The sequence below is a fragment of the Marinobacterium marinum genome, assembly GCF_013868415.1.
GTDB lineage: Bacteria > Pseudomonadota > Gammaproteobacteria > Pseudomonadales > Balneatricaceae > Marinobacterium > Marinobacterium marinum.
On the sequence record NZ_JACEMT010000030.1, the window covers coordinates 19,536 to 39,655 of the forward strand.

Here is a 20,120-nt window from a genome sequence, read left to right on the forward strand (position 1 = left end):
GGATGAACAAGATGAGCAAAGACTCCACTCGTGGCCTGACTTCTGCACAAAAACGAGAGCTTTGGGAGCGCTGGAAGAAGGGGCAATCCCTCAGCGAGATCGGGCGTGCGCTCGGTAAGCATGCGGGCTCTATCAGCGGCGTGTTAGCCATCCATGGAGGTATTATACCGTCCATCCGTACGCGCTCACCCCGCGTGCTCACATTAGATGAGCGTGAAGAAATATCGAGAGGACTCGCCGCCGGAAACTCTTTACGTCAGATCGCTGCTTCCATCAATCGTTCGCTCTCAACGATAAGTCGCGAGGTACAACGAAATGGTGGTCGAGAGGCGTATCGTGCAGGAAAAGCAGACCGAAGGGCATGGAAGTGCGCAACACGTCCAAAGCCCTGCCAGCTTGCCACAAAGCCTGAGTTACGGGAATTGGTGGCAGAAAAACTCAAGCTAGACTGGTCGCCTGAACAGATCGCAGGCTGGCTCAAGCGCCACTTTCCGGACGATCTCGCGATGCAAATATCTCATGAAACGATCTACCGCAGTTTGTTCATTCAAGCCAGAGGCGTATTGAAAAAAGAGCTGGTGAAACACCTCAGGTCACGGCGTGGCATGCGCCGGTCCAGGCATACCTCCACAGAAGAGCAACCTCGAACCAGTATCGTCGATGCGGTCTCGATTCGAGAGCGTCCCGCTGAGGCTGATGATCGCGCTGTCCCGGGGCACTGGGAGGGCGATCTGATATCGGGCTCCAAGAACTCTCATATCGCTACTGTCGTTGAGCGGCACTCGCGCTTTACGATGCTTGTAAAGGTCAACGGCAAGGATACAGACAGTGTCGTAGCAGCCCTAAGCCGGCAAGTTATGACATTGCCTACTCAACTGCGTAAAACATTAACCTGGGACAGAGGCGGAGAGCTGGCTGGTCACAAGCAATTTACGATCGCGACAGATGTGAGCGTCTACTTCTGTGACCCCCAGAGTCCCTGGCAACGCGGCAGTAATGAAAACACCAACCGGTTACTTCGTCAGTATTTCCCCAAGGGCAGTGATCTATCGGGCTACACACAAGAACAGCTCGATGATATCGCTCTGCAACTCAACCAACGGCCTCGAAAAACCTTGAGCTATTCGACGCCAGCTGAAAAACTAGAGTCAGTCGTTGCACCGACCGGTTGAACTCACCGTGGCCTTTTTTAGTATCGCTTTCTCCCGCTCCAACCGATTAACTCTGGCTTCCAGCTCCTGGATCCTCTGTTGCTCCGGAGTGAGTGCCTTTGTAGAGGGCGTGACGCCGTCTCGTTCAGCGCGCAGCTGGTTGACCCAACGTCTCAATGCAGACTCTCCCACATCCACTGCACGGCTGGCTTCAGCCATGCTGTAACCCTGATCAACCACCAGACTGGCGGCTTCCACTTTGAACGCGGTTGAAAACGAACGACGCTGTCTTGCCATTGAACACCTCTTCTTCGGCGGTGACTTTACCACCTTAAATTGGTGTCCGGGATCATTAGACCACTACAACCTGAAGAGCCTGAAGATTAGCTGTCCTAGGATCACTCAAGTTGCTCAGGCAGGCGCCCGGAGAGTATCAATGTGTTTCCCACTGTTCCAGGTTGACCAGGCATTTAGCCATGCGTCCATTTCAGGTAGGGTTGGGTATTACCTGGGGGACAGCAGATCAATGTCCAAGTTAACATCGTCTGGCATTAATCTCAGGCGCTCAATCTCGTCTTGTTGGGCGTCGGCTATCCGCCGTAACTCGACCAACTCCTGCGTCAGGTGCTCAATTTCAGTCTGCATCTGCGTGATCAGGTCATTACTGGCTGCCACCTTACTTTCGGCTTCGGCTAGTAGGGTTTGCAGGTGTTGAATTTGCTTTGAGTTGCGCTCGTTAAGCGCCTCGGCAGCTTCTGCTCGAGCGCGGTCGCTAGGATTCGAACGGGTAACAGCTTGATTGTCACGATCCTGGGCGCGAGCAAACACTGGCCTTGCCCACTTTATCCATGCTTCATGCTGCTTTTGCAGCGCTGCTTCTGGGTTTAACCGATCGATCAGACTGAGTTTTAGTGGTTGAGGGTGTTTTGTGACCTGCATGCTGATGTTACGGTAAAACTGTTGCACCGTAACGTGCCGCGCTTTGCTGCCTTTGACCCCGCGCTCCAGTCCATGTTGCGCCCCCACTTGGGCGGCGAACTCGGTTTGTAGGATGGAAAGTTTATTGCGGCCATCGAACCAGTGTTTTGCACTCAGGATCGACCGCGCCGGCATGGGGTATTCGCGGGTTTCACGCACCTGTTTTCCGGTTTCCGGATCTTTACCAGAGATCACCGACCTCTTGCGGGTCTTGGCTTCTACCTCACGCACTGGCACCACATACAAGATCAGGTGCGGGGTTAGCTCATCGTAGTGCCGAGACGTGGTAATCAAGTTTTCAGCGCCGAACTTTTGCTGAACCCAGGCTACCGCGTCATCGAAATACTCGGTGCTGTCGACCTTGCCTCCCTCTTCCTTAAATGCAGCATGAGAAGCGGTCACCAGCATCTCTACCAGAGGTACTGCTTGCGGGTCGATTTCATCCAGCTGTGCCAGGCGGGTATCGAGTGCGGCGAACAGTTCGGAGGTGCTAGTGGCCCCGGTGTGTTGGTTGAGGTTCAGCCGATTAGGGTCGGCGTTCAGTGTCTCCCGACCTCTGAAATTATGGTCCCCAGAGCCGCCGACGTTGCCACGGGAGGGCAGTTTTTTGACCCTGAAAATCGCTTTGTGACCCATGATTGTTACCTGTATAGGGGAGGGTGCGTCTTAACATCGCGGAAGAGGCAGTAAAGCATACTTGTCATATCTTTAACAATGAGTGTACTCACTACACCCCTTGTACAATTGTTACAAGAGGAGTGGGTTATTAAAAGGTTCATCGCACTTTTCCAGGAAACGCGGCTTTGATTTTCAGAAAGAAGCAGTCGCTATCCCGGTATCCTTAGGCCATTCGCTTGATCACTTTGATGCGGTTATTCATCCCTTCCAGCACACTTGTATTGGGCCTATATATCGCACTTGAAACGATGCCAGGCAGATAACTGTTCAGGCGTTTAGCTAAGAGTATGCGAGGCTTGATACTGCTTCCCATGGCCATGTTGAGCCATTCACTCCAACGTATACGAGCCTCCTCTTCACTCGGGGCATACCACAGCTCTTTCAGGTTGGTTTTCAGCAGATACACGGTTGTGAGCGGAGCATTGGTGGACAGCAGTTCATCCAGTTTGATGCTCTGCTCAGAGGACAGCTTGTCCCGGTTGCGTAATAACAACCAGCGACCGCGTCGATCTGCTGACAGACATTTCTGCCCATCCAAGTAACGAATGATCTCATCGCTTTACGGCTCCTCCCCTCGCCAATCGGCTTTACTGCACCGGATTGTGGCAGCTGGGGGGACTGATCATGTCCAAACACCTAACAGCAGTGTTCGAGCACAATCTTGCATTCTCAGAGAAGCCACTATTGTGCATGGCCGTTTTTCTCACCGAAGGCTTGCTCTGGGGGGGATCGTATTCTTGCCAGCGCCTATAACGATAACTACACAATAGTTTACAAACGCAGCGGGGGAGGGCGTAACATTGATGCGGCAGTGCGATGATAAGATGTCGCGCACCCGCGGTTGAACTTGGCGATGGAGAGGCCCGCCGAGGGTCTGTAATACCTGCTATGCGACAGGCGGGTGCTTTACTTTGCAACCGGTTTTGCAGAATACGGTGGGTAGCATGGATAGTTACAGAATCAGTCCTCCCAGCTCATCCCGATTAGCCAATGTCAGCTGGTGAGCGTTTGGATTGTCCTGTGTCTGTTCAGGAGTCCCGATTCTGAGTTCTACTGCCATGTATTTCACCAGCGGTGCACGAAGCGTCACTTTTAATTGCTTTTCTGGCCCCATTGCGTAGTCGTCGGCCACGAGTTGCTGTCGTTCTGGATCAAGTGCCGGGTTCGGAATCAGCACCATTTCGACCGTTTTAAACCACTCTTTATCATGTTCCGGGTTTGCCATTTCCAGCCGGTCGCTGTCGATCTCGGGTATCGATACAAACCGATGCAGCATAAAGTCCTTGAATCTCTGATCTTTCTCACAAAAAGCTCGCACATGCCACCGGCCACTGGCGGATACCAGTGTGTGAGGTGCGATCAAACGCTCTGCGCCGTCAGGATTGGAGAAGGACCGGTAACAGACAGTTATTCTCTGCTTCTGGCGTACTGCCTGCATGATCACGCGCACCACGTCCGGATTCACCGGGCGGGTGAGGGGGTGCAATCTGTCGATCGGGGCTTGCCAAGTCTGCAAGGCGTAAAAATGACTGTCGCGGAAGCTGTTGCTGTGCAGCAGGTCGAGATATTCATGTACTTCACCATGACTAAAACAAGGGTCAAACTCCGTATCAGGGACATACCCCCTGGTCTGACTACAGTGATAAATATTGCCGGGGGCTACCTGCTGATATGACTTGAGGATGTCCGAAGCCTTGTTCCGGCCAATCGAAAATGCATCTTGGAGGTGATTGCTGGTCAGCCGACCCTCCCAAAGCGCGATTACTTCGATCAAGTGGAACTGAGCCATACGCTCCCAGCTGAGCGCTGTAGTGATGTTTGCATCCATATAAACACCGGGTCTGTTTGAAAATCGGACAGATTGTAAATCCGTTCAGTATCGCATGATTGACCGGGTTGCGGCATTCTCAACTGCATCACAAATTCGCGAGGGCTGTTCGGCATGACGCAAACACGAGTACAGGCAAACATCGGCCTGTCGGCCATGACATTAGACCGTGATCTCAAACAGGTACCTGTTTACCGCTATCGCGTGATTATCGAGTCGGGTTTTGAGGAACAGGACTCGCCAGTGATACTGACACGCAAAGCGGCGAGGTTAGCGGCGGGTCGCAATAACTGGCAGCCTGTGACCGATGTGGCGCATTTTGTGGTGGCATCACTGCAAACGCTGGACAATCTGAATATTGATGCCTACGGCTGCCAATATACACTGGAATTTGAAACCGAGGCGGTGCTTGATGCGTCCGTCGACAAAGAGCGTGACGCTATCGAGCGTCTGCTCAACCAGGACTTGTACCGTGCTGCCTATCAGCTGGCCCGGCAGCGTGATGCACAAGGGGACCAGATACTCAAAGCATGCCGTCACGCTGGTTGGACGGAGTTAGAAGAGACTCAACCATCCGAGCGTATCGGTATCCAGTCCGACTATCTGGATCTGTTCAAAACCCTGCGCCTGACTCCTGAACTGCTGCCTGATGGCCAGGTGATATTGGGGCTATCGATTCGGCATAAAATCTGTGCCCACGCCGGTATTACCTTGGATTGGGTTATCCAGAAGCGCCCACACTGGCTGAAAGATATTCGGCGCGTGCGTCATCGGTATGTGGATCCGGGTAAGTCAGCAATGGTGGCAGATCTGCATGGTGTTGCGGCTGACAAGTCAGCCGATTCATTGGTTCCGGGTACGACTCAGAGCATCTATGAATACCATGCATCAAGAGGCCGCATTCTGACAGCCGAGGCAGACAATATTCGTAGTAGCCAAGTGGTGCGTGTCAGCTACGGACGGAGTGACAAGTTTGAACACCTGGCTGCACTGCTTGAACCCATGTTCGATTTTGAAACCCTGCAGAAGATTGATAGCCGTTTACTGAATAGCATCGCTCGCGATCTGAAATGGCCGGTTATGGAGCGTTTAAAAGCCTCCGGCAAGATGGTTAAAGGCCTTGCGTTGCCGGGCTTTGCGGCCAAGGTGGTACCAGCCAAGTCATCGGAGCGAGCTGTTGATAACATCCGCCCACGTTTTAGTTTGCGCTTTCATAACGGCCGATCCGGCGACAAGGAAAAGGATGTACTTCAGTTTAAAGCCTATCAAGGCATGACGCGCACTCAAGTGGTTTGCCTGGCTGTTGGCACCAAGGTCCAGCCTGAGGTTTTGAGCACTCACTTCCAGAAATTGCAGGCGGCTTGTCAGAAGCTATGTGCCGATCCACTTCCGCCATGGAAGGGTGTCATGTCAGTGTCGCCACTGAAAAATGCACTGGAGCTTGATGCGCGTCTGAGTAAGACTCCACAAGGCAACACCCTGTTGGTGATCGCACTCGATAAGTCGGTCAACAAGGCTGAAATTCGCGACGTGGCGTTTCGTCATAAGCTCGCCTGCCAATTCATGTTGACCGATCATCGGCCAAATACCTATCAGACCAGCTATTACGCCAACCTGGCGGCGGGTGTGTTCAGCAAAGGCGGCGGCCTGATTTGTGGATTGGATGAGATGCCTGGAGAGGTAGATCTGTTCATTGGGTTGGATATGGGTGGTGTTTCACAAAGGGCTCCGGGGTCAGCCTTCTTGTTCACGCGTAATGGTGTCCAGCTGGGGTGGCAGTTGGCGGATCTCCAAAGCGGAGAACGGTTGGGTGATGAAGCGCTGGCCAGTCTGCTACATAAAAGCATTCAGGAATATGCGCGGCACCATAATAGCGATGTGCCGCGCAGGATTACAATCCATCGTGATGGTCGTTTCTTTGAAAGTTTTGATGTAATTCAATCGGTTGAGCGTCAATATGACGTCAGTATCAGCGTGCTGGAAGTGATTAAAAGTGGTGCGCCAATTCTCTTCCGCAAGTATCAACATGCAGGCAAGCCGGTCTATAAGAACCCTGAAGTAGGAGATGTATACCGCTACGTTGGCTTGAATGAGCTGATCCTGGCGACCTACAGTGGTCAAGAGCTAGGTGCCTGGGGCGATAAGGTCAGCGTGCGGCCTCTGCGCCTGCGCAAGCGTTATGGTGATGAGTCCCTGGAGGCTTTGGCTAAGCAGGTGCTATTGCTCAGTCGCATCCACGGCGCCTCCCTGTATCGTCACCCTCGCTTACCGGTCACGACTCATCACGCGGACCGATTCGCGACATTGCGGCAGTCATGCAGCATCGAAGCGTTGTCATACATGGACAGAACCTGTCCGGTGTACCTTTAACAATGGCTTCACTTAAGTGGTTGAGCAGAAGTGCCCTAAGGTCAGGTCAAAAAGTGACTATCTCAACAGGAGCGATTTCCTGTCACAGGATTTGTCACATTTTGTCACACGGAAGAATGTAAGAGGTACAATGAAAAAAGGCAGACCGGTAAGTACCTGATCTGCCTCTTAAAATTTGGTAGCGGGGGCTGGATTTGAACCAACGACCTTCGGGTTATGAGCCCGACGAGCTACCAGACTGCTCCACCCCGCATCAACTTGATGACGTGTATATTACGGACGTAAGACGCCAAGGTCAAGGACTTGTTAAGATTTTTTTAACGATAGTGTTAAGTATCGGCTGCAAGTCTCTGTTACTGGGGTATCTTGCCGCGGTATGAGTGTGGTCGAGTGTATATGGGGGCAGTAAAAACGATATCAGTCTTGGTCCAGACGCTGCACCCGTGCCTGCCCATGAAGCTGTTCGGTCAGGGCTGCATTGAATGCGGGTTCCTGTTCCAGTGGCAGAGACAGCTGCAACTGTACCTTTTCGGTGAAGTGTTGATCATTGCGGGTGACGTCAAACCCGTTCAGAAGCGCATCCACTGCGGCGGTCAGGCTATAGGGGTAAGTCAGGTGATAGTGTGCCAGCGGGGCCTGTGTTTGCAGGGGTGTTTGGGCCAATACGGCGCGGACGGCCTGGGAATAGGCCCGTACCAGTCCACCGGTACCCAGCTTGACCCCGCCGAAGAAGCGTGTGACAACAACACAGGCATGGCCCACCTCGGCACCGTTCAAAACGGCCAGCATGGGGCGCCCGGCTGTGCCGGAGGGTTCGCCGTCATCGCTGCAGCCCCGCTCGAACAGTGACTGAGGCTCGCCACTGATAAAGGCCCAGCAGTGGTGGTTGGCACCAGGAAAGCGGCGGCGCTGCTGTTCGATGAAGGCCTTTGCTTCGGCTTCGGAAGCAATCGGGCACAGGCAGGCGATGAAACGACTTTTCTTGACCTCGATTTCTGCTTCGGTCGTGCTGGTCGGGATGTAATAGGTACGGGGCACGGGGCTCTCGAATAACGTGAAACGGCACGCACGCAGGGTGCTATCAGGCTTGCCATCATAGCAGAGGAGAGCTGGCAAACCGAGTTTCCGAAGCGACGCTCCCCGTCATCGCGGGGAGCGAAACGAACGTCCTGAAGGTTTCAGATAACGTGGGCGGGAGATTTATTTACCATGTTTTTGGGCATCTTCGTTCATCAGTTTGCGTACTTTGATGAAGGCCCACACCATGGCAATTGCCATCCCGGCAACCCCCAGCAGACTTGGCCATAAAGTTGAAAAGCTGTAAGCATCAATACCGAACATAGCAATCACCTGCTTCACTGTTTTCTAATGTTGAGTTCAGAGTACTCCGATACGATGACAAGGGTATTGACTTGGCTCAAGCCGTATGTGTCTGCTATTTGCTCCATGTCAAGTCTTTGCAGGGACTTGAAAAAAACGGTGTTTTGAGTCATATCTGAAGCTGATTAATTCACTGATGACAGGGATACGCCCATGTATAAAAGCCAACACTGGACACCCGAACAGATCAGAAAAATGAATGAGGAAAACTTCCTGGTCGAAATGCTGGATGTTTTCCAGTATTCGCCCTCCAATGAAGACAGCAGTTCTGTAGAACAGATGCAGAAAAAGCTGGATGCGATTGAAAGTGCGCTGCAGGCACGTCTGGAAGCTACGCGCACTCGCTGATGCTGCTGCAGGCAGCCCGCTGGCTGCCTGCAGTCGGTCGACCCCTAGCCGTTATGGTATATCCACTCCAGCAACGAGCGTTCAAACACGGTAATCGGTGTAGGGCGTTGCATTTTGGCCGGCAGGCTGATGCCGCTCAGCATCAGGACGAATACATAACGTTCGCCGGATGCGGTGTTAATATAACCGGCCAGGTTGCGGCTTCCGTTAACCGTGCCGCTTTTGGCCTGGATCGCACCTTTCAACGGCGGCTTGCGTGTACTGCTGCGGTATTTGAGAGTCCCGTTTTCCCCGGATACCGGCAGGGCCTGGTAGCTGGTCATATCCGGATGTTTTGCCAGCCATTGCAACAGTTCCGCCAGCTGCCGAGCCTGTAACAGGTTATCCCGGGACAGGCCTGAACCGTCGGTCAGTTTGGCCAGTCCCAGGTCAACCCCCGTGCGGGTTTGAATGCTGTGCTTCATGGCGCGGACGCCGCGAGCAAAACTGCCGGGTGTGGAAGCGTCTGCCCCCAGATTTTTGAGTGTCAGGTCGGCAATCAGGTTGTCGGAATCTTGCAGCATTTCGGTCAGCAGGCCCTGCAACGGGGCCGAGTGGACGCGGGCGGCCTGCTGCCAGTTGTTACCGGTACGCTCTTCGGCACGGATCTCGCCTCGCAATACAATGCCCAGGCGGCTCAATTCCTGTCGTACGACAGCTTTGCCATGGGCAATGGGGTCGTTAATTGCGAAGTTGAGTGGCAGGACATCTCTTCGGTTATTGATGCAACCACTCAAGTGGTAGCGGTTGCCGGGGCCGACGCGGGATTCAAGCGTGCACAGGTCGGCCTCAATGCGTTCCCGCTCGTATACCATGACATCGGATGTTACTTCGACCGGTTGATGAGCGGGCACAAAGAAGCGGGCCGGTCGATCCACGCCCTGATTGGTCAGGCTGGCGGCTATGCAGTTGCTTTCCAAGGTGAGGGCAGAGGCCGGTGCGCTGTAGCAGACGCCCAGATTGTTCCAGGGCCAGCCGATGGCGCGGTCGTAGCCACTGAAGTAGCTGACATCCAGCAGCAGGTCGCCGTCGATTTCACGAATTTTGCGTTGTCGCAGGTGCTTGAGCAACTCGGCCAATTGCTGTCGGCTCAAGTCGGGCGCTCCACGAAACTCCAGCAGCCAATCACCTTTCCAGCGTCCGTTTTGCTGCTGGCCTCGGTGCCATAAGCGGGTTTCGAAGCGGAAGTCGGTGCCCAGTTCCAGTTCGGCGGCGGTGGCAGTGAACAGTTTCAGGGTGCTTGCAGGAGGCAGAAAGCGGTCATCACGGTAATGGATTTGCAGGGGGGCACTGGTGCTGAGCGGTTCCACGACCAAAGCGACCTGGCTGCCCTCGGGGGCCTGGTCAAGAATACTTTTCCAGTCGGCTGCCTGAACGGCGGGTGCCAGAATCAGGAGGATAAATATGCGCATTAACATACGAGAACTGTCCCTGGCCGGATTGAGGAAACATCATTGTGCCAGAAGGCATTGTTGGCTGGACAGTCTGAAACAGTCCTATTTGAGTATTCAGGCCCGGGGCCGAGCCAGAAGAGGGAAGTGAAACATTGATTCTGTAGCGTAAAGAAGTGTAAAAGCCGCTGTCTCCAGGGGAACAATCCACTACCATGGGGTTCAGAGGACTGATTCATACTGCATTAATACAGGGAGCTGATGTTGCGCGTTCATCTGTTGTTGCCGGCGCTGGTGCTGTTAAGTGCCTGCAGTGCACCACCCGAGTTACAAAACCCGACTCCTGAGCTGCCGGCCGCCTGGCAGGCATCAGCTGCCGATACGGCCGACCTGTCCCCGGGCTGGCTGATTGAGTTGAATGACCCGGTACTGGTGGATCTGGTAGATGAAGCGCTGCAGGGAAACCCCGCGTTGGCGATCGCCCGTCAACAGCTGATTGCTGCTGAACAGCGTGTTCAGATCACGGGAGCCGATCGTTATCCACAAGTGGCTCTGGAGCTGAGCAGTCGTCGTCAGGAGGATAATGATCGTCGTGACGCGCTGGATCTTACGCTTGGGTGGACTCTGGATATCTGGGGCAAGCTGGACGCTGATCAACAGGCTTCGGAGCTGGCGCGTGCGGCGGCTGAAGCGGCGTATACGGAACAGCGTGAAGCGCTGGCTGCTGAGCTGGCGCGAAACTGGTTTGCGCTGCAGGAGGCGCAGTTGCTGTTGCAGCTGTATCGCGAACGTCGTGACAACCTGCAGCAGAATCTGGAAATTATCGAAGCGGGATATCGACAGGGGTTGAATGAGGCCCTGGATCTGTATTTGGCCCGTAACAACGTGCATGCAGAAGCGGCCAGATTGACACAGCAGCGGCAGGTACTGGGTGAGCTGCAGCGAGAGCTGGAACGGCTTTTGGGGCGTTACCCGGCAGCGGTTTTGAGTACCGATGCGCGATTGCCGATCATTGACACCGAAATACCGGCAGGTCAGCCCGCCGAGATTCTCGTGCGGCGGCCGGATCTGCAGCAGCACTGGCTGGAGTTGTTGGCGGCAGATGCCACACTGGCGTCCGCACATCGCGATCGTTTTCCTTCGTTGAGTCTCAATGCCGCCTATGGCGGCAGCAGCGATGCCCTTGGCGATCTGTTGTCCGGCGGTAACCTGGCCTGGAGTCTGGGGGCATCGCTGGCACAGAGCGTTTTTGATGCCGGACGCAAGTCTGCACGTCAGGAACAGGCCCTGGCGCAGCGCCGCGAACAGGAACAGCACTGGCTGGATGCGCTCTTTACGGCTTTCGCAGAAGTTGAAAACGCTCTGTCGGCACGGACAGCACTGCAGACACGGCATGCGCTTTATCTGCAGGCGGAACAGAATGCCCTGCATGCTGAAACGCTGGCGTTTGAGCAATATCAGCACGGGCTGGAAAGCTATACCACAGTACTCGAAGCACAGCGTCGTGCGCTGGATGCACAGACCAGCGTGATTAACCTGCGGCGTCAGTTACTGGATAATCGGATTGAAATGCACCGGGCTCTGGGGGGGCGTTTTCACGTAATGCCGCCAGCCTCGGCTTTGCAGGTTGAGGAGTTGGAAACACCATGATCAAGCGGATACTGCCCCTTATCATTATTGTTGTGCTGGCGGGTGTCAGCTGGGTGATCTACCTGAATCCGCCCAAGGTGCAACGTGGTGCTCCTCCTCAGGCCAGTCGCATCAGTGTGGACACGCAGGTGTTGGCACCGACTTCGTTCCGAATAAGGGTGAAAAGCTACGGTCGTGTGCAGCCGCGCACACAAAGCACGCTGTTGCCTCAGGTGTCGGGACAAATCGTCTGGCTGAACCCCGATTTCAGGGCGGGGGGATTTTTCGAAAAGGATGAGGAGCTGATCCGGCTGGATAGTCGTGATTATCAGGCCGAGGTTGCCCAGGCTGAAGCCGCACTGATGGAAGCGCGTCAGTCACTGGCTGAAGAACAGGCGCGCAGTCGGCAGGCGGCGGCCGACTGGGAGCGTCTGGGAAACCGGGGAGAAGCGCCGCCACTGGTGTTGCGCAAGCCACAGCTGAATGCTGCCCGGGCAACGAAAGCCTCCGCCGAAGCCAAACTGTCGATTGCCCGATTGAATCTGGAACGTACACGTATTCGAGCGCCCTATGCGGGCCGTATTCTGGAAACCAATGTGGATCTTGGGCAGGTCGTTTCCAGTGGTACCACGCTGGGACAGGTATATGCCGTGGATGTGCTGGAGGTACGCCTGCCCTTACAGAACAGGGATCTGGCCTACCTGCGCTTGCCGGAAGAGTATCGGGTCGAGGGACAGGAGTCCTTCAAGCCCCGAGTCGAAATTCAATCGGACCTGATTCGCCCCGAACGCTGGCAAGGCAGCATTGTACAGACCGAAGGCGCGATCGATGCGACCAGCCGGCAGCTGCATGTGTTGGCGCAGGTGGATGACCCCTATGGTGAAAAGGCAGTGGATCGGGTGCCACTCAAGGTCGGTCAATATGTTACGGCAATCATTGAGGGCGTCGAAATCGAGCAGGCGTTGCTGATTCCGAACAGGGCGATCTATCAGGGCAGCTATGTCTATATTGTTGAAGAGGGAGCCTTGCAGCGGCGCGATATTCGCATTGCCTGGCAGGACGAAAATCTGGCGCTGATCGAAGCGGGGCTGGAGGTCGGCGAGCAGCTGGTATTGACTTCGCTGGGCCAGGTCGTGTCCGGCACCCAGGTACGGGTACGCACGCCTGATGCGGACGCAGCCGCGCAGACAGCGGATGCGAAGCCGTCTCGAGGAGACGCATCATGATCGCCTGGTTTGCGCGTAACCATGTGGCGGCCAACCTGTTGATGATCACCATTCTGTTTACGGGGTTGTTGTCACTGAAGGTGAATATTCCGCTGGAGATATTTCCCAGCTTCGAGCCTGATACCATCAGTGTCCAGATCAACCTGCGAGGGGCCACACCGGAAGATGCGGAGCTGAGTCTGGCGACTCGGGTGGAAGAGGCTGTCAGTGATCTGGAAGGCGTCAAGGAGTTGCGCAGCCGTTCGGTTGAAGGTGGTACGCTGGTGACCATTGAAGCGGACAAGGGCTATGATCCGCGTGAATTGCTGGCCGACGTGAAGTCGCGGGTCGATGAAATCGGCACCTTTCCGTCTGAAGCTGAAGAGCCGGTAATCGCGTTGGCCACTTTCAAGCGCGATGTGATCACGGTTGCGGTATCCGGTGATCTGTCCGAGCAGGAGTTGCGCGGTTATGCCGAACAGGTACGTGATGACGTGCTGCAGCTGGACGGAGTGACTCAGGCTGAACTGGATGGTGTGCGCAATTACGAAATTGCCATCGAAATCTCCCAGGACCGGCTGCGCAGCTACGATCTGACGCTGAGTCAGGTGGCGGATCGCATTGCGGCCAGCTCGCTGGACCTGTCGGCAGGCAACATACGTACCGAAGGCGGCGATATCCTGATTCGCTCCAAGGGGCAGGCGTATAGTCGAGACGAGTTCGAAGCGCTGGTGATCAAGACGCATCCCGACGGCAGCCTTCTGCGCCTGGGGGATCTGGCCGATGTCACGGACGGTTTTGAAGAAAGTGCGTTACGTACCCGCTTCAACGGTGTGCCGGCTGCCATGATTCAGGTATACCGGGTGGGTGATCAGAGTGCCATCGCGGTAGCGGACGCGGTCAAGGAATATATTACGAGCCGGCAGTCGGGTTTGCCGCAAGGGCTTAACCTGAGTTACTGGGACGACGATTCCGTGGTGGTTAAAAGCCGCATCAACACGCTGCTGACCAACGCAGCTCAGGGGGGAGCGCTGGTATTGCTGTTGCTGACCCTGTTCTTGCGACCTTCCATCGCCTTTTGGGTTTTTATTGGTATACCGGTCAGTTTCATGGGGGCCTTTCTGGTCATGCCGATGTTCGGCGTGACGCTGAACGTGCTGTCCCTGTTCGGCTTTATCCTGGTCCTGGGGATTGTGGTTGATGATGCCATTGTGACGGGAGAAAACATCTACAGTCATTTGCGTACGGCCGAATCCGGGCTGCAGGCTTCGATCAGGGGAACTCAGGAAGTCGCGGTGCCTGTAACCTTCGGGGTGTTGACCACTGTAGCGGCCTTTATGCCGCTCGGTTTTATCGAAGGCATGCGCGGCGCACTGTTTGCACAAATCCCCGTGGTGGTGATTCCGGTGCTGCTGTTCTCGCTGATCGAATCAAAATTTGTGCTGCCGGCCCATCTCAAGAATCTGAAGCTGCGCCATGAAAACGTGGACCGACAGGGCAAGTTGGCCAAGCTTCAGCAGGGATTTGCGGATGGATTCGAGCGGGTCATTCTGCGCTATTACCGGCCCTTGCTGGAAACGGCCGTACGTAATCGCTTGACTACGTTGGCCCTGTTCAGCGGAGTTTTTATTCTGATTCTGGCCATGATCATGAGCGGTTGGAGCCGTTTCGTCTTTTTCCCCCGTGTGCAGAGCGATACGGCCCGGGCATCTCTGGTCATGCCCAGTGGTACCCCCTTTGAAGTGACCGACCGCTACATTGTACGCATGGTGGAAGCGGCGCGTGAGCTGCAGGAAAAATATCGTGATCCGGTCAGTGGTGAAAGTGCCATTCTGAATATCTATTCGACATCCGGTGCAGGCGGCAGCACCGAAGAAGGACGGGTACGTTTCGAATTACTGCCTTCAGAGCAGCGTGACGAGAGTATCGGTACGCGTCAGATCGTGCAGGAGTGGCGGACCTTGATTGGCCCGGTTCCGGGAGCAGAAACGCTGACTTTCAGGGCCGAAATCGGCCGGGCCAGTGATCCGGTTAACGTGCAGCTGCGCTCCAGCCGTGTTGCGGATCTGGAAGCGATGGCGACCGAAGTGCGGGCGCGGCTGAAAACCTACCCGACCCTGTATGACATCTCGGACAACCTGTCGGACGGCAAGGAAGAATTGCAGCTGGAGTTGACCGAACAAGCGCATTTGCTGGGCCTGACCCGCAGCGATGTTATCCGTCAGGTGCGACAGAAGTTCTTTGGTATTGAGGTACAGCGAGTACAACGTGGTCGTGATGATGTGCGGGTAATGGTGCGGCTGCCGCTGGTCGAGCGCCAGGCTATTTCGGGACTGCGTGATGTCTTGATCAGTACCAGCCAGGGGCAGGTCCCGCTGGATGCGGTTGCGCGTCTGGTTGCGGGGCAGAGTCCGTCTGCCATCTACCGCATCGATCAGCAGAGGACGGTGAGCGTTGTGGCTGATATGGACAAGCAGGGCACCAATGCAACGGTTCTGAACCGGGATCTGGATCAGTTCCTGTCCGAGCTGGTGCGTCAGTATCCGGGGGCGTCTTACAGTTTGGAGGGCGAAGCGCGAGAGCAGCGAGAGTCTTTCGGTTCCATGGCGCTGGGGCTGGCCTTTGTTTTCTTCGTTATTTACAGCCTGTTGGCCATTCCTTTCCGCTCATATCTGCAGCCCCTGATCGTGATGTCGGTGATTCCCTTTGGGGCGATCGGCGCCATTATCGGTCACTGGATCATGGGCATGGATCTGACCATCATGAGTCTGCTGGGGTTGATGGCGCTGATCGGCGTGGTGGTGAACGACAGCCTGGTTCTGGTCGACTTCACCAACAAGCGACGGCGAGAACTGCTGCAGGCGGGTGAGCACTCGCATTTTGAGGCGACGCGCCAGGCGGTCCTGGTTTCGGGGGTTTCCCGTTTCCGCCCGGTGATGCTGACCTCGCTGACTACCTTTATTGGTTTGATGCCGCTGCTGTTTGAAAAGGCGGTACAGGCACAGTTTCTGATTCCGATGGCCGTCTCACTGGGGTTCGGCATTATTTTCGCCACCCTGGTCACGTTGATCATGGTACCGGTGAACTTCATGCTGCTGGAGGATCTGCGTCGACTCGGACGTCGCCTTTCCGGCTCGTCCGAATCGGAGCGGACCGAGTCGGTTGGCACGCATTGATCGGCGGCGGTGTGGTCACGCCGCCGCTTTATAAGACAGCTTCTGATGTAGCCAGGCCAGCCCCAGCAGCGCCAGTCCCAGCCCCATAAAGGAAGCGACTCGCCACAGCCCGGTCAGGTCGGACATATCGATCAGGAACAGCTTGGCAACCACGACCAGCAGCAGAATCATGCCGCTCTGGTAGAGCGAATGCTTGCGTAACCAGCTGCCGATGGATAGAGCTGCCGATGCCATGATCAGCCATACCACCGAATAGGTGTAAAGCTCTCCGTTCGGTGTCGGCAGGGACAGGCTTAGCTGACCCTGCCACAGATGGCGGATTTCCAGAGAGATGAACAGCAGGCTGTTAATGCCGGCGGCCATGGCGGAGTAGCGACCGATGGGAGCTGGCAGCAGCCGCCAGGCTGCCAGCAACAGAAGAGTCGGCAAGCCATAGCTGAGCAGCAAAACATTCCAGACAGGTGTGGCGCTGACCATACTCGGGTGCCACAGCGGGTTGTACCACCACAAGATCCAGATCAGATAATTGCCAGCTGCTGCTGCCAGATGCAGGCCGGCGATTACACGATAGAAGGACTGCAGGTACTGACTGACGCGCGTTCGCCACAGATACACGCATCCCGCTGTTCCCCAGATCAACGTGTTCAGGCTGGCTTCCAGAAAGCTGTATTCGTGGCGGAAAATATCGCCGTCATAGAGCCAGTAACGTACTTCGGCGGCCAGTGTCAGAACCAGCAAGTGTGCGGTTGCTCCCTGTAACCAGGCGCTCATTGTGCGGTCATGGCGCAGTATCCAGGCAGCCATAGCGGCACAGAGTGTCGAACCACCGTACGTCCACAGCGACCAGTGGGTGCCACTGTCGTAACTCAACAGCCAGGGATTGAAGGTCAGGCGGCAGATGACAATGGCCAGCAGCAGGCGGATAACCCAAGGCAGCAGCTGCAGGGCATAGCGTTGTTGGAGAGCGGACAGCGAGATCAACTGAACGGCGAGTGCCAGCGTCAGGGTGGCATCTGAGAGCCAGATAACAGCCGTCAGTGAAAAAGCCAAATGAGCGCTGCTGATCAGCAGGACCCGTATCAAATCGCTGACTGCGCCCTGAAGTGCCATGCGGGCCAGTGCCAGGTAGACCATTCCCAGAATCAGGGCGGCACCGCCCCAGGCCCAGTCGGCAGTAAAAGCGGTAAACAGATAGTACCCCAGAGCCAGCATCAGCAGGGGCGTCAGGCACCCCAGCCCTGTCCAGAAACCGGGATGAGCAATGCGGCGCTGCAGTAGCCAGGCGGAGCCGAGTGTATAGAGCAGCGTCAGCATGACGAAACGGGATACCAGATCGGCCTGGGTCGTGTCATTGGGTGGCATGAACAGCACCTGCTCGCCGGAATGGCTGAGCATGGGGATAACGACTGCCACAGCTGTTGCAAGCAGCATCAGCGCCGGCAGCGGGTTCAGAATCGGGCGGCGGCTGGCGGTCAGCAGTAGAAGAGCTGGCAACAGCAGTAGCGTCGGGTAACTGCTGGATGGGACGGTTTCCAGCGCCAGGGTGAAGCCCTGTGCCAGAACAATCAGCAGCAGTGTCGGTATGCTGGCCCAATATCGAGTATTGCGCAGTTGTCGGAGTCGTGACAGCCAGTGTTCATGGGGCGGATCCTGTCGTTGCAGCATCCAGTCGTGGCCGGGTACGGCCAGAAACAGGTAGGCCAGTGCCAGCAGGTAAAGCGAGCGCACACCCTCAACAGGCGAGGCAAACAGGCTCAGTAGCCACCAGCCCAGGCTGCCCGTGATGACACCGAGCCAAAGCCAGCAGCGCCCCACATATCCCAGTAACCAGAGGGAAAACAGCGTCAGAATGCCAATATAGATCAAGGCCAGTTCGATCTGTCCCGAACCGGTATTGATCAGCAGAGGGACCAGGTAGCCACCCAGCATGCCCAGCGCGGCCAGTACCGGGCCATGTCGCAAGGCCAAGGCAAGGGTAGCGAAGGAGACCAGAGCCATGGCGGTGAAAATCAGGCCGGGCGAGAGGCTGGACAGTAACTTGAAAGCGGCAAATAGCGCTGCATACAGAATGATGCTGGCACCGCCGGCCAGTGCCGCGAAAACGTCATTTTGTCCGCGTTGGCGACGGAGCCATTCGGCAGCCGTATGCAGGCCGACACCGGCGAGCAACGATAGAACCACCCGAGCTTCAGGGCCGAGCAGTCCCTGCTCAATGGAGTAATGAACCATAAACACTCCGGCCAGGCCAACACAGATGCCGCCCAGCCAGATCATCCAGTCGCGTTTCAGGCGTGTGCCAAATCGCGTCAGCCAGCCGGGCGATGAGGGTGGTGGTGCGGCGGTGCTTTCCCACACAGGTTCTGGCGCGGGCTGGTCAGGCAGGGGGTGAGACTCTGGCTCCTGAACGGTTTTCAGCCGGTGCTCGGTTTGCTCACGGTCCTGGTGCTCATTAGCCGATGAGGTCGCGGTGTCCTGAGCCGGTTGTCGTTCCAGTGTATCCACTCGGGCCTGCAACCGGAACAGCTGTTCGCGCAGCTGGCGGGTCACGAGCCAGGCTCGAATGCCCAAGCCAGCTCCGGCCAGTAAAAACAGAGGGATGGCTATCAGCCATAGCCAGAGTGCATCCATTGTCCACCTCGTTCAATTTCCTGCGCGCTTGCTGGCGCGGATAATCCATGCTGCTGACTATACTGTAAGCGTTGCCTGTGCCAAAGCGGCAGATGTTTCTTCCCTTGGCAGTCAGGGGCGGGAAGTGCGCATCCGTATCTCTTGCCAAAGGCGTTGCAGCCGGTCAGACTTTGGCGCATCGGTTGAGGGAGAGAATGGATGGCGGGCAGACGAGGGGCGTGCTGGCTGGCGATTGGACTGCTGTCGATCGGCTTGGTGGCGCATGCGGATGAGCGCACGGCGTTCCTGCAACAGCAGTACCAAACTCAGTGCCTTGAATTTGCAGCCGCGCCGGACAAGGTTCGAGAACGCCTGCAAACGAGTCAATTGACAGAAGTGCCGGCGGTGCAGCTGCGTCAGTTATTACTGGGATCTGATGGCAGCCGGGGCTGGCTGTTGCCCTATCGGGGGCGGCAGGAATACATCCTCGTCCTGGCCGAAGGAAATTCACGCTGTGCGATCCTGGCGCGCCATGTCGATGTCGAACAGACCTTGAACCTGTTTGAACGCCTGATAAACCGCCCGCCAGACAGCTACCGATCCCGGCCATTGGCACTGACGGAGGCCGACCTGCGCTATGCCGGCGATGCCGAAATACGGCGTGGAGCCTGGCAAGGAGCGGAGCATACACTGGTGCATGAGCTGCTGATATCGACCCGGAAAAACGCCCCGATCCAGGCAATACTGGCTTTGACACTGACAACGAAGATAGAACAATGAATAAGACCTTGATGACACGCTTACTGGTTGGTTTTTGCTCCCTGCTGTGTGTGCCTGCACCCGCTCAGGCGCAGGGCGATGCCGCGTTCCTGCAAAAGACCTACCTGTCCTTTTGCATGAAACATTTCGATGACTACGCCGCGTTACGGAATGAACTGGTTACCCGGCAGTTGCCCAAATTGCCGCCGCAGCAGGCCCGCCACTTTTTGCAGGGAAATGAGGGCGATGCCTGGCCGATCCCTTACAAGGGCGAGTTCGGGCAGTATGTGCTGGTCCTGCCCGCGGGAGATACGCAATGCACGGTAATGGCGCGTCATAGCGATGCTGCCGCCACGCGCCAGTGGTTCAATGAGCTGGCATCCCGTGCACCGGCGCCGCTGCAAACCACCCGCTTGGATGAGCAACAATCGCGCACGGCACTGCAGGGACAGGCTCTGACACATGCCTGGCAGTGGGCAACAGAGCATGCGCCGCGGCGCCTGCTGCTGACCTTAACAACTGCAGAGAGCACCGAGGCGTCGATCCAGGCACGGGTGTCTCTGCAGTTGAGTGAGCGCTGA

General features: G+C 56.1%; 14 protein-coding genes, 1 tRNA gene and 2 pseudogenes. 8 read left to right on the forward strand and 9 right to left on the reverse strand.

Annotation, left to right across the window (positions count from 1 at the left end; all coding sequences use genetic code 11):
* Nucleotides 1–11 precede the first annotated feature (11 nt).
* A complete protein-coding gene (locus H1S06_RS00985) occupies nucleotides 12–1,172 on the forward strand; it encodes an IS30 family transposase (RefSeq protein ID WP_181736447.1) in 1,161 nt (386 codons plus the stop codon).
* Here the strand turns inward: H1S06_RS00985 and H1S06_RS00990 are convergent.
* The 4 genes and pseudogenes from H1S06_RS00990 to H1S06_RS01005 all read right to left on the reverse strand — a co-directional run.
* Nucleotides 1,173–1,448 (reverse strand): annotated as a pseudogene (locus H1S06_RS00990) (transposase); the annotation flags it as partial. It lies immediately after the preceding gene.
* Nucleotides 1,449–1,655: 207 nt separating this feature from the next.
* Nucleotides 1,656–2,765, reverse strand: a complete 1,110-nt coding sequence (gene mobV, locus H1S06_RS00995; protein ID WP_181736413.1) for a MobV family relaxase — start codon at nucleotides 2,763–2,765, stop codon at nucleotides 1,656–1,658.
* A 139-nt stretch (nucleotides 2,766–2,904) separates the two neighbouring features.
* Nucleotides 2,905–3,315: pseudogene (locus H1S06_RS01000) on the reverse strand (ISL3 family transposase); the annotation flags it as partial.
* Nucleotides 3,316–3,759: 444 nt separating this feature from the next.
* The gene (locus tag H1S06_RS01005; protein ID WP_181736415.1) at nucleotides 3,760–4,635 is read right to left on the reverse strand and encodes a WYL domain-containing protein; all 876 of its coding nucleotides are present in this window, start codon (nucleotides 4,633–4,635) and stop codon (nucleotides 3,760–3,762) included.
* 114 nt (nucleotides 4,636–4,749) lie between these two features.
* Between H1S06_RS01005 and H1S06_RS01010 the strand changes: the two genes are divergently transcribed.
* The gene (locus tag H1S06_RS01010) at nucleotides 4,750–7,005 is read left to right on the forward strand and encodes a Piwi domain-containing protein (RefSeq protein ID WP_220183708.1); all 2,256 of its coding nucleotides are present in this window, start codon (nucleotides 4,750–4,752) and stop codon (nucleotides 7,003–7,005) included.
* Nucleotides 7,006–7,181: 176 nt separating this feature from the next.
* Here the strand turns inward: H1S06_RS01010 and H1S06_RS01015 are convergent.
* The 3 genes from H1S06_RS01015 to H1S06_RS01025 form a co-directional block, all read right to left on the reverse strand.
* A tRNA-Met gene (locus H1S06_RS01015) sits at nucleotides 7,182–7,258 on the reverse strand.
* Nucleotides 7,259–7,422: 164 nt separating this feature from the next.
* Nucleotides 7,423–8,043 carry a YigZ family protein gene (locus tag H1S06_RS01020; protein WP_181736416.1) on the reverse strand — a complete coding sequence of 207 codons (621 nt, stop codon included), beginning with the start codon at nucleotides 8,041–8,043 and terminating at the stop codon, nucleotides 7,423–7,425.
* Between the two features lie 162 nt (nucleotides 8,044–8,205).
* Complete coding sequence (locus tag H1S06_RS01025; RefSeq protein ID WP_181736417.1) at nucleotides 8,206–8,346, reverse strand: hypothetical protein; 141 nt, start codon at nucleotides 8,344–8,346, stop codon at nucleotides 8,206–8,208.
* Nucleotides 8,347–8,538: 192 nt separating this feature from the next.
* Here H1S06_RS01025 and H1S06_RS01030 point away from each other — a divergent pair, with 192 nt between their 5' ends.
* Nucleotides 8,539–8,733 carry a hypothetical protein gene (locus H1S06_RS01030; RefSeq protein ID WP_181736418.1) on the forward strand — a complete coding sequence of 65 codons (195 nt, stop codon included), beginning with the start codon at nucleotides 8,539–8,541 and terminating at the stop codon, nucleotides 8,731–8,733.
* 44 nt (nucleotides 8,734–8,777) lie between these two features.
* Here the strand turns inward: H1S06_RS01030 and dacB are convergent, their stop codons facing one another.
* Entirely contained in the window at nucleotides 8,778–10,190 is a 1,413-nt protein-coding gene (gene dacB / locus H1S06_RS01035) for a D-alanyl-D-alanine carboxypeptidase/D-alanyl-D-alanine endopeptidase (protein WP_181736419.1), read from the reverse strand.
* 234 nt (nucleotides 10,191–10,424) lie between these two features.
* On the opposite strand from dacB, the gene H1S06_RS01040 reads away from it, so the two are divergent.
* From H1S06_RS01040 to H1S06_RS01050, 3 genes are read left to right on the forward strand one after another with little or no spacing between them, the layout of a single operon-like run.
* The gene (locus H1S06_RS01040) at nucleotides 10,425–11,813 is read left to right on the forward strand and encodes an efflux transporter outer membrane subunit (protein WP_181736420.1); all 1,389 of its coding nucleotides are present in this window, start codon (nucleotides 10,425–10,427) and stop codon (nucleotides 11,811–11,813) included.
* Nucleotides 11,810–13,018, forward strand: coding sequence for an efflux RND transporter periplasmic adaptor subunit (locus H1S06_RS01045; RefSeq protein WP_181736421.1), 1,209 nt, complete (start codon nucleotides 11,810–11,812; stop codon nucleotides 13,016–13,018). Before H1S06_RS01040 ends, H1S06_RS01045 begins: the two co-directional genes overlap by 4 nt.
* Nucleotides 13,015–16,173 (forward strand): efflux RND transporter permease subunit, encoded by a 3,159-nt coding sequence (locus tag H1S06_RS01050; protein ID WP_181736422.1) that lies wholly within the window; start codon nucleotides 13,015–13,017, stop codon nucleotides 16,171–16,173. The genes H1S06_RS01045 and H1S06_RS01050 overlap by 4 nt, the downstream gene beginning before the upstream one ends.
* A gap of 15 nt (nucleotides 16,174–16,188) precedes the next feature.
* Here H1S06_RS01050 and H1S06_RS01055 read toward each other — a convergent pair whose 3' ends face one another.
* Nucleotides 16,189–18,801 carry a DUF2339 domain-containing protein gene (locus H1S06_RS01055; RefSeq protein WP_181736423.1) on the reverse strand — a complete coding sequence of 871 codons (2,613 nt, stop codon included), beginning with the start codon at nucleotides 18,799–18,801 and terminating at the stop codon, nucleotides 16,189–16,191.
* 198 nt (nucleotides 18,802–18,999) lie between these two features.
* Between H1S06_RS01055 and H1S06_RS01060 the strand changes: the two genes are divergently transcribed.
* Both H1S06_RS01060 and H1S06_RS01065 read left to right on the forward strand, forming a co-directional pair.
* A complete protein-coding gene (locus H1S06_RS01060; protein ID WP_181736424.1) occupies nucleotides 19,000–19,560 on the forward strand; it encodes an NMCC_0638 family (lipo)protein in 561 nt (186 codons plus the stop codon).
* On the forward strand, nucleotides 19,557–20,120 hold the full coding sequence (locus tag H1S06_RS01065; protein ID WP_181736425.1) for an NMCC_0638 family (lipo)protein: 564 nt from the start codon (nucleotides 19,557–19,559) through the stop codon (nucleotides 20,118–20,120). Before H1S06_RS01060 ends, H1S06_RS01065 begins: the two co-directional genes overlap by 4 nt.

Bases quoted from the DNA above. Each gene is read 5' to 3' on its own strand.
- H1S06_RS00985 (WP_181736447.1), top strand. From the start codon at position 12: ATGAGCAAAGACTCCACTCGTGGCCTGACTTCTGCACAAAAACGAGAG.
- mobV (WP_181736413.1), bottom strand. From the start codon at position 2,765: ATGGGTCACAAAGCGATTTTCAGGGTCAAAAAACTGCCCTCCCGTGGC.
- H1S06_RS01005 (WP_181736415.1), bottom strand. From the start codon at position 4,635: ATGGATGCAAACATCACTACAGCGCTCAGCTGGGAGCGTATGGCTCAG.
- H1S06_RS01010 (WP_220183708.1), top strand. From the start codon at position 4,750: ATGACGCAAACACGAGTACAGGCAAACATCGGCCTGTCGGCCATGACA.
- H1S06_RS01025 (WP_181736417.1), bottom strand. From the start codon at position 8,346: ATGTTCGGTATTGATGCTTACAGCTTTTCAACTTTATGGCCAAGTCTG.
- H1S06_RS01030 (WP_181736418.1), top strand. From the start codon at position 8,539: ATGTATAAAAGCCAACACTGGACACCCGAACAGATCAGAAAAATGAAT.
- dacB (WP_181736419.1), bottom strand. From the start codon at position 10,190: ATGTTAATGCGCATATTTATCCTCCTGATTCTGGCACCCGCCGTTCAG.
- H1S06_RS01040 (WP_181736420.1), top strand. From the start codon at position 10,425: ATGTTGCGCGTTCATCTGTTGTTGCCGGCGCTGGTGCTGTTAAGTGCC.
- H1S06_RS01045 (WP_181736421.1), top strand. From the start codon at position 11,810: ATGATCAAGCGGATACTGCCCCTTATCATTATTGTTGTGCTGGCGGGT.
- H1S06_RS01050 (WP_181736422.1), top strand. From the start codon at position 13,015: ATGATCGCCTGGTTTGCGCGTAACCATGTGGCGGCCAACCTGTTGATG.
- H1S06_RS01055 (WP_181736423.1), bottom strand. From the start codon at position 18,801: ATGGATGCACTCTGGCTATGGCTGATAGCCATCCCTCTGTTTTTACTG.
- H1S06_RS01060 (WP_181736424.1), top strand. From the start codon at position 19,000: ATGGCGGGCAGACGAGGGGCGTGCTGGCTGGCGATTGGACTGCTGTCG.
- H1S06_RS01065 (WP_181736425.1), top strand. From the start codon at position 19,557: ATGAATAAGACCTTGATGACACGCTTACTGGTTGGTTTTTGCTCCCTG.